General features: G+C 70.7%; 11 protein-coding genes. 6 read left to right on the top strand and 5 right to left on the bottom strand.

Annotated elements, in window-relative coordinates; genetic code table 11:
- The first annotated feature begins 4 nt into the window (after positions 1-4).
- Together rlmC and CRP27_RS18605 are read left to right on the top strand one after the other, a co-directional pair.
- Entirely contained in the window at positions 5-1,156 is a 1,152-nt protein-coding gene (gene rlmC, locus CRP27_RS16120; RefSeq protein ID WP_097181643.1) for a 23S rRNA (uracil(747)-C(5))-methyltransferase RlmC, read from the top strand.
- A 281-nt stretch (positions 1,157-1,437) separates the two neighbouring features.
- A complete protein-coding gene (locus tag CRP27_RS18605) occupies positions 1,438-2,121 on the top strand; it encodes a transglycosylase family protein (RefSeq protein WP_097181642.1) in 684 nt (227 codons plus the stop codon).
- Positions 2,122-2,183: 62 nt separating this feature from the next.
- On the opposite strand, the gene CRP27_RS16110 is transcribed toward CRP27_RS18605, so the two are convergent.
- Both CRP27_RS16110 and CRP27_RS16105 read right to left on the bottom strand, forming a co-directional pair.
- Entirely contained in the window at positions 2,184-3,221 is a 1,038-nt protein-coding gene (locus CRP27_RS16110) for an LCP family protein (RefSeq protein ID WP_097181641.1), read from the bottom strand.
- A 79-nt stretch (positions 3,222-3,300) separates the two neighbouring features.
- Complete coding sequence (locus CRP27_RS16105) at positions 3,301-3,714, bottom strand: MarR family winged helix-turn-helix transcriptional regulator (protein WP_097181640.1); 414 nt, start codon at positions 3,712-3,714, stop codon at positions 3,301-3,303.
- A 76-nt stretch (positions 3,715-3,790) separates the two neighbouring features.
- On the opposite strand from CRP27_RS16105, the gene CRP27_RS16100 reads away from it, so the two are divergent.
- Together CRP27_RS16100 and CRP27_RS16095 are read left to right on the top strand one after the other, a co-directional pair.
- Complete coding sequence (locus CRP27_RS16100) at positions 3,791-5,899, top strand: efflux RND transporter permease subunit (protein ID WP_097181639.1); 2,109 nt, start codon at positions 3,791-3,793, stop codon at positions 5,897-5,899.
- A 12-nt stretch (positions 5,900-5,911) separates the two neighbouring features.
- A complete protein-coding gene (locus CRP27_RS16095; RefSeq protein WP_097181638.1) occupies positions 5,912-6,562 on the top strand; it encodes a GntR family transcriptional regulator in 651 nt (216 codons plus the stop codon).
- Between the two features lie 74 nt (positions 6,563-6,636).
- Here the strand turns inward: CRP27_RS16095 and CRP27_RS16090 are convergent, their stop codons facing one another.
- The 3 genes from CRP27_RS16090 to CRP27_RS16080 are packed head-to-tail and all read right to left on the bottom strand — an operon-like array spanning position 6,637 to position 11,200.
- Complete coding sequence (locus CRP27_RS16090) at positions 6,637-7,413, bottom strand: IclR family transcriptional regulator (RefSeq protein ID WP_097181637.1); 777 nt, start codon at positions 7,411-7,413, stop codon at positions 6,637-6,639.
- 26 nt (positions 7,414-7,439) lie between these two features.
- Entirely contained in the window at positions 7,440-8,867 is a 1,428-nt protein-coding gene (locus CRP27_RS16085; protein WP_097181636.1) for a hypothetical protein, read from the bottom strand.
- 44 nt (positions 8,868-8,911) lie between these two features.
- A complete protein-coding gene (locus CRP27_RS16080) occupies positions 8,912-11,200 on the bottom strand; it encodes an FAD-dependent oxidoreductase (RefSeq protein ID WP_369680022.1) in 2,289 nt (762 codons plus the stop codon).
- 60 nt (positions 11,201-11,260) lie between these two features.
- On the opposite strand from CRP27_RS16080, the gene CRP27_RS16075 reads away from it, so the two are divergent.
- Positions 11,261-12,610 carry an MFS transporter gene (locus tag CRP27_RS16075; RefSeq protein WP_097181634.1) on the top strand — a complete coding sequence of 450 codons (1,350 nt, stop codon included), beginning with the start codon at positions 11,261-11,263 and terminating at the stop codon, positions 12,608-12,610.
- Positions 12,611-12,767: 157 nt separating this feature from the next.
- The gene (locus CRP27_RS16070) at positions 12,768-14,276 is read left to right on the top strand and encodes an LCP family protein (protein ID WP_097181633.1); all 1,509 of its coding nucleotides are present in this window, start codon (positions 12,768-12,770) and stop codon (positions 14,274-14,276) included.
- The last annotated feature ends 42 nt before the right edge of the window (positions 14,277-14,318 follow it).

The raw sequence follows: 14,318 nt of genomic DNA, 5'->3' as shown, positions 1-14,318 counted from the left end.
GGCCATGCAGTGCGACTACTTCGACCGCGGGGTGTGCCGATCGTGCACGCTCATGGGTCAGCCGTACGCCGAGCAGGTCCTGGACAAGGAACTCCGCACGCGCGAACTCCTGCACGACGCGGTGGAGGCCGTCGGTGGGCCCGGGGCAGTCGAGTGGCTCCCGGCCATCAGGAGCCCCGAGTCGGCCTACCGCAACAAGGCGAAGATGGTCGTCGGCGGGACGGTGCAGCACCCGACGGTGGGGATCCTCGACCACCGGCAGCGCGGCGTCGACCTGCGGCACTGCGGCATCTGCACCCCGGGCATCCAGCACGCGCTGCCGATCCTCGCCGGCTTCATCGCCGACGCCGGGCTCATCCCGTACGACGTCGCCGCACGCCGGGGCGAGCTGAAGTACGTGCTCGTGACCGAGTCGCCCGATGCGGAACTCATGGTCCGGTTCGTCCTGCGTTCCGAGGGGCAGCTCCCGCGGCTCCGGCAGCAGCTCGGGGCGCTCCAGCGCGTGCTGCCGAACGCCGTGGTCGTGACCGCGAACCTGCTGCCCGAACACAAGGCGGTCACCGAGGGCGAGCGCGAGATCGTGCTCACCGACCAGGAGACCCTGTCGATGCGGCTCGGCGACGTCACGATGCACCTGCGCCCGCAGAGCTTCTTCCAGACGAACACGTCCGTGGCGACGCAGCTGTACGCGCAGGCGTCGGCGTGGATCGACGAGGTGTCGCCCGCCTCGCTGTGGGACCTGTACTGCGGGGTCGGCGGATTCGCCCTGCACGCCGCGCGTCCGGGCCGCGCGGTGACGGGGATCGAGACCAGCAGAGAGGCGATCCGGTCGGCGAAGCAGTCGGCGCGCGAAGCCGGGCTCGAGGAGGTCCGGTTCGCCGCCGACGACGCGACGGAGCACGCGCTGCGGTCCCGCCCCGAGGCGCTGCCGGAACTCGTCGTGGTGAACCCGCCGCGGCGCGGGATCGGCGAGACGCTGTCCACCTGGCTGGAGGACTCCGACGTCCAGCACGTGGTCTACTCGAGCTGCAACCCGGTCACGTTGGCGAAGGACCTCGCGCGCATGCCGTCGCTGCGCCTGCGGCGCGCACGCGTGCTCGACATGTTCCCGCAGACGGGGCACCTGGAAGCCGTCACGCTGCTGTCCCGGAGGTGACCGGGATGGCGGACGGGAGGCGCAGCTCACCGCCGCCACGTGCCTCCAGGCCGTCATTGCCAGGGAATTGCCAAGGTGGCGTACCCGGGTACGCCGTGATCGCCGCGCTCGCGGCGATTGGCGCGTACAGGGTCAGCGCCGGGGTACATAGCATCTACGGGTAGAACCGTTGGTCTCGGTTTGATAACAGTCAAGAGTTTCCTATGGTGGCCGACCGAGGCGCCGCCGGCACGAGACCCCCACCCTCGGTGGCGCTCCCGCAACTGCTTGGAGTATCAACCATGAAGAAGCTTTCCCGTACCCGCACCATCGTCGGCGGCCTGGCCTTCGCCGGCATCGCCGCGACCGGTGTCGGCCTCGCAGCAGCACCCGCGAACGCAGCATCCGGTTCGACCTGGGACGCCCTCGCGCAGTGCGAGTCCGGCGGCAACTGGGCGATCAACACCGGCAACGGCTACTACGGCGGCCTGCAGTTCAACCTCGGCACCTGGCAGGCGAACGGTGGCGCCGGGAACCCGGCCTCCGCGAGCCGCAGCGCGCAGATCGCCGTCGCCGAGCGCGTCCTCGCCTCGCAGGGCTGGGGCGCATGGCCCGCCTGCTCCGCGAAGCTCGGCCTGAGCGGCACGGCCGGTGCGGCTCCGCAGGCAGCGGCTCCGGCACCCGCCGCTCCGGCGCCCGCCGCCGCCCCGCAGCAGCAGGCCGCGCCGCAGCAGGCGGCACCGAGCACGACGCAGGCCGCGCCGAGCACCACGCAGGCCGCGCCGAAGCCTGCTGCTCCGAGCAAGCCCGCACCCGTCAAGACGAGCGGCAAGACGTACACGATCGTGTCGGGCGAGACGCTCGACAGCATCGCGACGAAGCTCAAGATCGACGGTGGCTGGAACAAGCTCTGGGCCGCGAACACGTCGACGATCGACGACGCGAACCTCGTCTACGCCGGCCAGGTGCTCCAGCTCCCCGCCTGAGCGCCGCCGATCAGTACAGAACGCCCCGCGACCTCGGTCGCGGGGCGTTCCGTCGTCACGGACTACTGCGGGTTGTCCCGCAGCCACTGCGGCATGTCGTCGGACCGGAGCGCCTGCGACAGCGACTGCACCGCGAGGGTGTTGACGTTCACGATGGACTGGCCGCCCGGTGAGGTCCCGGTTCCCGCGGTGGGCATCGTGAAGGTCGTGAGGTCGGACGGTCGGACGTCGCGCAACGACCAGCCGAGACCGACGAGGGTCTGGAAGGTCAGGCCTTCGTCGACGGACAGGTACTCGCTCGTCGCGGTCACGAAGTCCTGGATGCGCCCAGGGTTCGTGATCGTGCCCTTCGCGAGGACGCCGTCGAGGATGCCGCGCATGAACGCCTGCTGGTTCTTCACGCGGGTGTAGTCGGCGTCGGCGAAGGAGTGGCGCTCACGCACGAACGCCAGTGCGGCATCACCGTCGAGGCGGTTGTCGCCAGCGGTGTAGGAGTGTCCTCCGGCGGTGAACGCCTTCGGTGCGTTCACCGTGACGCCGCCGAGGGCGTCGGTCATGTCCCGGAAGCCCGCGAAGTCGATCTCGGCGACGTGGTCGATCCGGACGTCGAGGAGGTTCTCGACGGTCTGCACCGTCAGCGGGACGCCGCCCCACGCGTACGCGGCGTTGATCTTCGCCATGCCGCGCCCGGGGACGTCGACCCAGGAGTCACGCATGATCGACATGAGGTACACGCCCTTCCGGTCGGCCGGGACGTGCGCGAGCATCAGGGTGTCGGAGCGGCCGCCTGCGGCACGGTCGCCGTCCGGGTCGTCGTTCGATCGCGAGTCCGAACCGACGAGCAGGATGTTCTGGGCACCCGTCGACGGCGCGGGGCGGGATCCGGTCGGGAACGGATCGCGGATGACGTCCTTGCCGGCGTCGTAGCTGCGGGCCAGGCCGCCGAGGAAGACGCTCGCGACGACGGCGACCACCGCGGCGATGCCGACGAGCGAACCGAGCGTGGCGACGAGCGCCACGAGGAACGGGCGCTTGCGCTTCCGCTTCGGCGCGGGTGTGGCTGTTTCGGCGGCCTGACGGGCGGCGCGGCGCTCGGACATCGGGGCTCCTGGCGGGTCGGGTCGGTCGTGCTGCCGACCACGCCAGTCTACTGCATGATGTATATCATCCGCTAGATGATCAGCCTGAGCTGCTGTCCCCCCGTGTGAGCAGGGCGGTCAGTGCGTCACGCAGGGCCGGGTCGTCCGGGAGGACGTCTCGCTCGATGTGCCGCGCGGTCTCCCAGGCCTCACGACCGTGGTCCGTCACGGTGACGATCCGACGGCGGCGGTCGGCGGGGTGCGGGGAGCGTTCGACGAGGCCGTCCCGTTCCATGCGCTCGAGGGTCCGTGACATCGTCTGCGGCTGCACCCGGGCGGTGCGGGCGAGGGTGTCGGCGCCGGTCGGCCCCGTGCGGATGAGGATGTCGATCGCGATGAGCGCCGCGTGGGGGAGTCCGATGGCCCGGAGTCGCTCGTCCCAGTCCCGTTCGACGGCCCGCGCCGCCGCCGACAGGAGCCGGCCGAGTGGCCATCCGTCGGGGGTGTCGCGCATGGATGGAGTCTACGGGCGCGGGTGCTGCGGTTCGTCTAGTAATCAGCATGCTGACGATTGGGGTACGCTCACGGTCGTGTCCCGCTTCCTCCGCATCGTCCTCCCCGCGCTCGTCATCGTGGCCTGGCTCGCGATCGCCTCCGTCGGCGGTCCCTACTTCGGGAAGATCTCCGAGGTCTCGACGAACGACCAGACCTCGTTCCTGCCGGCATCGGCGGACGCCACCAAGGTGCAGGAGCGCGCGTCGGAGTTCCGACAGGCCTCCGGAGCCCCCGCGATCATCGTGCTCGAGCGCGACGGCGGGCTGACGGCATCGGATCAGCGGGCAGCGAGCACGTTGGCGGCTGATCTCGGGAAGCGCGACGACGTGCAGGGGGTCAGCCCGGCGATCCCGAGCGGGGACGGCGACGCGGTCGAGATCGTCGCGACGCTGACCCAGGACGCGGACACCGGGGACGCCGTCGAGGCGATCCGCGCCGACGTCGACGACGCCCTGCCGTCCGGCGTGCAGGGCTACGTCACGGGGCCGGCCGGCTTCACCGCCGACCTGACCGAGGCGTTCGCGGGCATCGACGGCATCCTGCTCGGGGTGGCGCTCGCCGCCGTCTTCGTGATCCTCATCATCGTCTACCGGTCACCGCTGCTGCCGATCCTCGTGCTCGGCACCGCCACCTTCGCCCTCTGCGCCTCGATCCTCGTCGTGTGGTGGCTCGCCAAGGCCGACATCGTGACCGTGAACGGTCAGGTGCAGGGCATCCTGTCGATCCTGGTCATCGGCGCCGCGACCGACTACGCGCTCCTCTACACGGCACGGTTCCGCGAGGCGCTCCGCGACCACCGCACCGGCTGGGGTGCGACGAAGGCCGCGCTGCGGGGGAGCCTCGAGCCGATCCTGGCCTCTGGTGGCACGGTGATCGTCGGCGTCCTCTGCCTGCTGCTCTCCGACCTCAACTCGAACAAGGCGCTCGGTCCCGTCGCGGCGATCGGCATCGCCTTCAGCCTGCTGGCGGCCCTCACCCTGCTGCCTGCACTCCTGCTGGCCTTCCGGCGCGCGGCGTTCTGGCCGCTCCGCCCGACGTACGGCAGCGCGCACCCCGTCCTCACCGGCCCCGACGCCCGTGGGCTCTGGGCACGTGTGGGGCGGCTCGTGGCGCGGCGCTCTCGGGTCGTCTGGATCGTGTGCACGGTCGGGCTGCTCGCGATGGGCACCGGTCTCGTCGGGCTCGAGGCCGACGGTGTCCCACAGAGCGACCTCGTCATCGGGAGCTCGCAGGCACGTGACGGTCAGGACGTGCTGGCCGACCACTTCCCGGGCGGCTCGGGCAGCCCGGCCCAGGTCGTCGGCTCGGCGGAGAAGGCGGACGAGCTCGCCGACGCGATCACCGCGGTCGACGGCGTCGACAGTGTCGTGGCGGCGGCGAAGGACTCCCCGACGGGGACCGTGGCCCTCGACCAGGCCGACGGTGCGACCCCGACCGTGTCCCACGGCGACGTCCTGCTCGAGGCGACCCTGTCCGAGCCGGCGGACTCCGACGCCGCCGAGCAGACCGCCCGCGACCTCCGCACCGCGGTCGAGCGGGTGGACCCGGACGCGATCGTCGGCGGCGCCACCGCCACGGCGGTCGACACGAACGACACCGGGATCCGCGACCGCACGCTCATCATCCCCGTGGTGCTCGCCGTGATCCTGCTCATCCTGATGCTGCTGCTCCGGAGCATCGTGGCGCCGCTCGTCCTGATCGGCAGCGTGATCGTGTCGTTCGCCGCCGCGCTCGGCGTCGGCGCGCTCGTGTTCGACCACGTGTTCCACTTCCCCGGAGCCGATCCGTCCGTGCCGCTGTACTCGTTCGTCTTCCTCGTGGCGCTGGGGGTGGACTACAACATCTTCCTCATGACCCGCGTCCGCGAGGAAGCGCTCCGGCACGGACCGCACGAGGGTGTGCTCCGCGGCCTCGGGGTCACCGGTGGTGTGATCACCTCGGCGGGGGTCGTCCTCGCAGCGACGTTCGCGGCGCTCGGGGTCATCCCGATCCTCTTCCTGGTGCAGATCGCGTTCGTCGTCGCCTTCGGCGTCCTGCTCGACACCATCGTCGTCCGATCACTGCTCGTCCCGGCCCTGGCGTACGACCTGGGGCGCCGCGCGTGGTGGCCGTCGCGCCTGTCGCGCGCAGACCATCACATGTGACACGCTGGGTGCATGCCAGTTCCTTCGACGCAGCCCGCCGCCGAGCGGAAGCTCCTCCGTGACACCGTGCAGGACAAGATCCGGGACGCGATCATGGACGGCACCCTCGAGCCGGGCGAGCGGCTCAACGACGACGACCTCATCGCCTGGTTGGGTGTCTCCCGGACCCCGATCCGCGAAGCCCTCGCCGAGCTCGCCCGCGCCGGGCTGATCGAGATGGCGCCGAACCGGTACACCCGGGTCGCCGCTCCCGCGAAGGACGAACTGGTCGACGCGTACCGCACGCTCGGCGTGATCTACGGCGGCGTCGTGCGGCTCGCGACCCCGCGCTTCACCGACGCGCAGCGCAAGAAGGTCGTCAAGATGCTCGACGACGTCACGGCGCAGGTCGAGAAGCAGCAGCAGGGCGACGTCGCGCAGAACGGCGCGGAGATCTACGCCATGTGGGCCGAGCACTGCGGCAACCCGTCGCTCGAGCAGCTCTGCAAGTCGACGACGGACGGGCTCGCCTTCAAGCTCCGTGTCCCGGAACTCGCCGAGCTCATCCCGGCCGACGTGGTGCTGCCGGAGCTCGCGAAGCTCAAGGACGCCGTCCTCGCGAAGGACCCCATCGCGGCCGAGCTCGCCATGGAGGCGATCCACCTGCTCCCGTCGCGCTCCTAGCGCGACCAGATGACGGCCTGGAGGCACGTGGCGGGGCCGCCACGTGCCTCCAGGCCGTCAGTGCGTCCAGTCCGTCAGTGCGCGACCGCGCTGATCATGCCGAGGCCGACGCTGATGCGGTCGGCCACCTCGATGAGGTCCTCGGCGAGCGACGCGGTGTCCCGGTCCCGCAGCTGCGTGACCCGCCCCGAGATCGACAGTGCCGCCACGATGCGCCCCGACGCGTTCCGGATCGGCGCGGCGATGCAGAACCGGCCGAGCGCGACCTCCTGGTTCTCGACGCACCAGCCGCGCTTGGCCGAGGCCTCGAGGTCGGCCGTCAGGTCGTCGTGCGACGTGATCGTGTGGTCCGTGTAGCGCGCAAGGGTCTCGCCGAGCAGCGCCTGCCGCTCGGACTGCGACAGGTCGAGCATGAGCGCCTTGCCCAGCGCCGACGCGTGCAGTGGCTGCCGCATGCCGATCATGGTGTGGGACTTCGGGGCGAGTGAGCCCTCGAAGTGGCAGAGGTAGATGCAGGCCGCGTCGTCCTGCACACCGACGTTGGCGGTGAGGCCGATCCGGTGCGCGAGCTCCTGCGCCGCTGCCCGGCTCTCGCGGTGGACGGGGTTGTGGTTCAGCCCCTGGCTGGCGAGCTCGAGCACCGCCCGGCCGACGGAGTACCCCTGCGACTCGGGGTCGCGGCGCACGTACTCGAGCGACTCGAGCGTGGCGAGGAGCCGACCGGTGGTCGAGGTCCCGAGGCCGATCGCGCGCGCGATGTCGGAGGCACGCATCGCCCCGTCGGCAGCACCGAGCGCGCCGAGGACAGCCGCGGCGCGCTCGATGCTCTGGTTCGGAGGGGTGGTGGCCATCCGCCCATTCTGTCCCGTGGAGTCGATCAGGACACCGTGACACCGCTGACGAACGCGTTCGCCCGCACCTGTGCCGCGGTGAGGGGTGCGCCGCCGAGCACGACGTCCTCGAAGGTGACGTCGGCGATCCCGTGCGTGGCGTCCCACCCGGACAGCGTCACCGGGTCGGCCGTGACGTCGGTGAAGTCGCGGATCGTGATGCCGGTGATCCGGCCGCGTTCGTCACGGTACCCGGTGTCGTTCGAGTACTGCCCCTTGAGGACCTGCAGCACGATGGCCTGCTTGCCGACCGGCTGCGACTCCACGTGGAAGCCGTCCACGGTGACGTCCGAGACCGTCGCCCAGTCCTGCACGTCGAACTTCAGGGCGACCTCCTTCGCGCGGAGCACGTACGACTGCGTGATGGAGATGTCCGTGAACACCTCGGTCTCCATGGACGAGCCGAACCGGACGGGGTTGCCGCCGGTGACGTTCCAGAACGTGGTGTCGGTGGCGTGCAGGCCGCGGGTGTCCGGTTCGCCGTTCGTGGCGGCGTCGAGGGCGTGCCAGCCGAAGCCGTCGTCGCCGCTCATCACGAAGTTGTGCTCGACGGTCATGTCCTGCACGCCGTCGGTGTCGATGCCGTCGTTGTTGATGAGCGTGCCCATCAGGTTCAGCCAGGACACGTGGATCCCCGACGAACGGATGTACAGCGTCTGCCACCACTGGGCGTTGCGGACGCCGATGCCGGACACCGTGATGTCCGAGCTGTCGTGGAACCGGATCGCCATCGTCTTGTCGGTCCGCGACGTGTCCGCTCCGGCGTCGAGGATCCCGCGCCCGAGCACCTGCACGCCCGTGACGCCGTCGCCGTCGATGCGGCCGTGCACGAGGGCACCAGGCGCGAGGTAGACGGTCTGGCCCGACACCGGCCGGATCACGCCGGCGTCGTGCTCACCGGGGCCGAAGTACAGCACGTCCGGGTCGGAGGCCGACGGCGCCGCGGTCTCGGCCGGGGTGACGAAGAGGAACAGTGCGCGGACGCCGGGCGTCTCGATGACGAGCGGGTGCGCGTCGCGGATCGTGAACGTGACGGTGTCACCGGACCGCGTCGTGGCGATCGCGAGCGTCCGTGGGGTGACGACCGGGGTGGCCGAGGCGGCGAGACCGGGCATCGTGACGCTGACGGTCGCGGTGCCCGTCCCCTTGGCGAACATCGCGACGTCGTGCGAGGTGCCGCTGACCGACTCGGCCTTGACCGGCACGGCGGTGCCGTTGACCGACACGGTGTGCGCGGTGGCGGTCGGCGACGTCGGGTTGCCCGGGTTCGCCTGGATCGCGGCGGTGCCGACGGTGCCGGCGGTGACCGCTGACGGACCGGAGGCGCTCGTCGCGGCGGCTGCCGGGGCGATCGTCCCGAGGGTGGTGAGTGACACCGCGACGGCTGTCGCGATGGTCAGTGCGCGCAGGCGCATGGCGATCTCCCTTGATCGGTGGTGCTGCGGGTGGTGCGGGTGGGTCAGTAGACCTTCACGGCGCTCGCCGACACGAAGGGCGAACCGTTCGTGGCGGTGACGACGACGCGCAGCGACGTGGTGCGCGTCGGTGCGACGTCGTGCACGCGGTGTCGGTGCCGGTTGTCGGTGACGGTCGCGAGCTCCCGCCACGATCCGTCCACGCACGCCTCGATCCGGTAGTCCCGGGCGAGCGTCGGGACGGCGTCCCACGGGGTCCGGTGGTGGTGCAGGTTGATGAGGTCGGCGTCGACGTCGTCGTTCCAGACGATGCGGACCTCGCGGACGTCGACGGGCTCCGCCCAGTCGAGCGTGAGCGTGGCCGCGCCGTCTCCGGGTTCCGACGACCACAGGTGCGGCCCGCCGAAGGGGCGCTGGTGGCCGTCGGCGATCCGGGAGGCGCGCCACGCGTCCGATGCGCCGGCTGCGGTGAACGCGAAGGAGCGTCCGCGCAGGGCCCGCGCTTCCCAGTCGGTGACGGGCTGGTCGGCCTCCTCGGGGATGTGGTCGTCGAACCGGTCGTCCTCGGCCGACCGGGCCCGGAGCGCCAGGACGCCGTACGGGTGCCCGTCGGTCAGGGGCAGGCGGACCCCGGGTGCCCGACGGACCACGACGACGGCGTTGCACGGTTCGTCCGGACGGAACCCGAGGTCGACCACTGCCTCGTCGACTCCGGCACCGACGGTCGCGGTGTGGGTCGAGACGTGCTCGATGGGTGCGTAGTTCTGCGGCTTCCCGGTGGTCCAGAGCTCGATCGTGAGCTCGGTGTCGGCATCGGCGACGGTGCGCAGCGCGAACGACCCGAGCGCGGGGTCGGCGGGCAGGACGATCGCGACGTCGCGGTCGAGCGCGAAGGTGTCGTCGGTCGTCCACGGCGTGGTGTCGAGCGCGGTGAGCTCGCTGCTCGCGCTGATCCGGGCGCGCTGGGCGAGGTCGGCGCCGTCGAGGGCTCGGACACCGATGAGCGGTGCGTCCTCGCGGAGCAGGGTCTGCTGCAGCATCGCGATGTGGTCGGTGCCGAGTTCCCGCGGGGTCATCCCGTGCCGGGCTGCGAGGTGTGCCGCGGTCCCCGCCGCCTGCCCCTGCGTGGCGCAGGTGGCCATCACCCGGGTGGAGCCGAAGGCCACGTGCGACGCGGAGATGTTCCGGCCGGCGAAGAGCAGGTTCGCCACGTCGGCCGAGTAGAGGGAGCGGAAGGGGATGTCGTACGTCCCGTCGGTGTACCGCTGCTGCGCGCCGGCGGTCTCGGCGTAGACGCCCTCGACGGGGTGCAGGTCGATCGACCAGCCGCCGAACGCGACCGTGTCCGGGAACGTCCGCTGCGACAGGAGGTCCTGCTGCGTGAGGGTGTGGTCGCCCACGAACCGGCGGTACTCCCGCTTGCCGGGGATCGCGCCGACCCAGTCGAGGGTGAGCGAGTCGGCGTCGAACGAGCCGGAGTTCTTGATGTGGTCCCAGATGCCGTAGACGACACCCCAGAGCTCGTCCCGGATGCGTTCGTTCTCGCTGACGGTGTCGAGCTCGCCGCCCCACTCGATCCACCAGTAGTTGCAGCCGTTGTCGCCGGTGCGGATCGCCCGGTTCGCCAGGATCGGGGTCGTCGCCAGATCGACGGCGATCGACGGCGGCACGAACTTCTCGGGGCGGCCGGTGTCGTGCGTGGAGAAGAAGATCGAGCTGCCGAGCAGTTCGTCGTCGGGCCGTTCCGGTGCCCACTCCTCCCCGTACTCGCCACGCCCTTCGCGGCCGATCCGGTACGACGCCCCGGCGAGGGCCCCGACGAGACCGTCTCCCGTGCAGTCGAGGAACACCGGGGCCGTGAACGTCGTCTCGATCTCGGAGCCCATCGTCCAGCCGGTGACGGAGGTGATCCGGCGTGCGTCGTCGTCGGCGGTCGTCACGGTCCGCACGTCGGTGTTGAGGTGAAGGTGCACGTTCGGTTCGGCGCGCACGAGGTCGAGCACCACCTGGTCCCAGTAGATCGCGTTGCCCTGCGGGTTCCGGTACTGGTTCTCGAGGAACAGCTCGCCCATGATCCCGGTCTCCCGGGCGAACCGCTGCGTGCCGTGGGCGGTGGCACCGACCACCCACACGCGGATCTCGCTCGAGGAGTTGCCACCGAGGACCGGGCGGTTGGTGACGAGGGCGACGCTCGAGCCGAGGCGGGCGGCGGCGACGGCGGCACTCACACCGGCGAGGCCACCTCCGACGACCACGACGTCGTGGTGCTGTTCACGGGACTGCATGGCGGCGACGGTATCACTTGCTGGCGATACTTTCCCACTGTGTGGCAAAGTGTGCCCGAGGAGTGCTATCGTCAACGAACTCTCGACAACGAAGTGTGAGGTCAACCCATGAGCGACGGAACCCGAACGCGCACGAGCGCCGACGCCGCCACCACCCCCGACGTCCGGGCGGCACTGGGCGACGACGCCCGCCGCCAGAGCATGCGGAAGGTCATCGTCGCCGCGGGCGTCGGGCACTTCGTCGAGTGGTTCGACTTCGGCCTCTACGGCACCCTGGCGACGGTCATCTCGCTGTACTTCTTCAAGCAGGGCGACCCGCAGGTCGCGCTGCTCTCCGCGTTCGCGGTGTTCGGCGCCGGCTTCGTGATGCGCCCGCTCGGCGGCCTGTTCTGGGGGTCGCTCGGCGACCGCGTCGGCCGGAAGACCACGCTCGCGACGGTCATCCTCATCACCAGCGGCGCGACCGCGGTGATGGGCATCCTGCCGACGTACCAGAGCGTCGGACTGCTCGCGCCGATCCTGCTCGTCGTGGTGCGCCTGGTGCAGGGCTTCGCGGCCGGCGGCGAGGGAGCCGGGGCGACGACGCTCCTCGCCGAGTTCGCGCCGTCCAACCGACGCGGCTTCGTGACGAGCTTCATCGACGTCTTCGGGTTCGCGGCCTTCATCGTCGGTGGCGGCCTGGTGTTCCTCTTCACGGCGATCGCCGGCGACGGGGCCCTCGAGTCGTGGGGCTGGCGGGTCCTGTTCCTCATCGCCCTGCCGCTCGGCCTGGTCGGCCTCTACCTCCGCTCGAAGCTCGAGGACACCCCGGAGTTCCGCGCCCTCAAGGCCAAGGGTGAGCTCGCGAAGAACCCGCTCCGCCGCTCGCTCCGGACGGGGTGGAAGGCGCTGCTGTTCTGCGTCGGCTTCGTCGTCCTCAAGGCCGTCGGCCACTGGATCCTGCAGACGTTCATGCCGTCGTACCTGCAGGCCGACCTCGGGTACTCGCCGTTGGTCTCGTACGGCGTCGTCGTCATCGGCTTCATCGTGATCGCCGCCCTCGTGCCGTTCTTCGGGCTGCTGTCGGACAAGATCGGCCGGAAGCCCGTGATGCTCGCGGGCTGTGGCGGCTTCCTCGTCCTCACCTACCCGACGCTCATGCTCATGGACGCCGGCAACTTCTGGGCCGCTGCCGGGGCGATGGTCCTGCTCGGGCTGTTCATGGCGGCGTTCGACGGCGCCGTGAGCGCGGCGATGGCGGAGCTGTTCCCCACGGCGATCCGCTACGGCTCGATGGGCATCGCGTACAACGTCAGCGTCGCCCTCTTCGGCGGCATCACGCCCTACTTCGCGACCTGGCTCATCACCGCGACGGGCAACACCTTCGCCCCCGCGTTCTACGTGATGGCTGCGGCCGCGATCACCGGCGTGACCGTCCTGCGGGCGCGCGAGACGAACAAGGCGACGCTCGCGTCGTAGACGCGACCGGATGGCGGACTGGAGGCGCGGTGCCCGCTGGCACCGCGCCTCCAGTCCGTCCGTGGTGCCGCTCACAGCGTGAGCGGACCAGCGGAATCGCGGCGACCTTCCAGGGCCGTTCCATGTCCGCCCCGTGCACGGCAGTTATGGTTTCCGGGTGAGCAACGACCCTGAGCAGACGACCGGCAACGGCCGCCGCGGCTTCACGCCGCCTCGCCACGGCCGCCAGAAGCGGCGCGGAGGCGTCATCCTGCCCGCCGTCGCCGGCGTGCTCACCATGGGCCTGCTGCTGAGCGGCGGCTACGCGGCGTACGCGTACGGGCGGCTCTCGACCGGCATCACGAAGATCGACGCGATCGCCGGCAACAAGTCCGACAAGGACGACGTCGACGGGCAGGCGCAGAACATCCTGCTGGTCGGCGACGACCACCGACCGGACAACGCGACGCCCGAGCAGATGGCGGAGCTCAGCACCCAGTCCGACGGCGGTGCGACGAACACCGACACGATGATCGTCCTGCACATCAACGCCGACGGCACCCAGGCGACGATGATCTCGTTCCCCCGCGACTCGTACGTCGACATCCCCGGGGTCGGCAAGGGCAAGCTCAACAGCGCCTTCTACTACGGCACCCTCAACGGCGGGGGCGACACCGGCGGCGCGAAGCTCCTCATCCAGACGATCCAGAACCTCAGCGGCCTGTCCATCGACCACTACGTGCGGGTCTCGCTGCTCGGCTTCTACCAGGTGGTCAAGGAACTCGGGCCGGTCGACGTCTGCCTCAACCAGGCCGCGAAGGACCCGTACTCCGGTGTCGACCTGCCCGCGGGGAAGTCGACGCTCGACGCGAAGCAGGCACTGTCCTTCGTGCGCCAGCGCCACGGGCTGCCGAACGGCGACCTCGACCGGAACATCCGGCAGCAGTACTTCCTGTCGCAGGAGGCCCGCAAGGTCCTCTCCGCCGGCACCCTGCTCAACCCGGTGAAGATGGGCAACATCCTCGGCGCCGTGGGTGGGTCGATCCAGACGGACACCGACCTGGTGAACCTCGCCACGCAGATGCGGAACCTGCGACCCGGCAACATCCAGTCGGCCACCATCCCGACGCTCGGGACGCCGACCATCTACGTGAACGGCTCGGCGTTGTCCATCGTCGAGGTCGACACCGTCGGGCTCCCCGCCTTCGTGCAGAGCCTGGTCGGCGAGCCCGAGGAGTACACCAAGGCGACGGCCGCGCAGCCCGCCACCACCACGGTCACGGTCCTGAACGGCAGCGGTGTCACCGGTGCGGCGGCCGCAGCGGGGACCAACCTCACCGCTCGTGGCTTCCAGGTGGGCGCCCCGGGGTCGTCCGACACCACGAAGACCACGCAGATCCAGTACCCGGCCGGCCAGGAGTCGCAGGCAAAGGCACTCGCCGCCGTCGTGCCGGGTGCCGTGCCGGTCCGGACCGCCGCGGTGACGGGTGTCACGCTCGTGCTCGGATCGGACGGCAAGACCGTCACCGCGCCGGCGGCTCCCGGCGGTGCGGCGTCGCAGCCCGCCTCGGGGGAGTCCGCGGGGTCGGGGTCGGCGTCGAAGCCGTCGAAGTCCGCCTCGTCGGAGCCGAAGCCCTCGTCGACCGACGTGAAGAGCTACGGCAAGGAAGGCGTCTGCATCAACTGACCGGATCCTCGCCCTGCGGCGGGTCACGGTCCCCTGAGCGCC

The sequence above is a fragment of the Curtobacterium sp. 314Chir4.1 genome (assembly GCF_900215175.1).
GTDB classification, from domain to species: Bacteria; Actinomycetota; Actinomycetes; order Actinomycetales; family Microbacteriaceae; genus Curtobacterium; species Curtobacterium pusillum_A.
The sequence above is the reverse complement of the archived record's forward strand: the minus strand, read 5'-3'. Positions and strand labels throughout refer to the sequence as shown.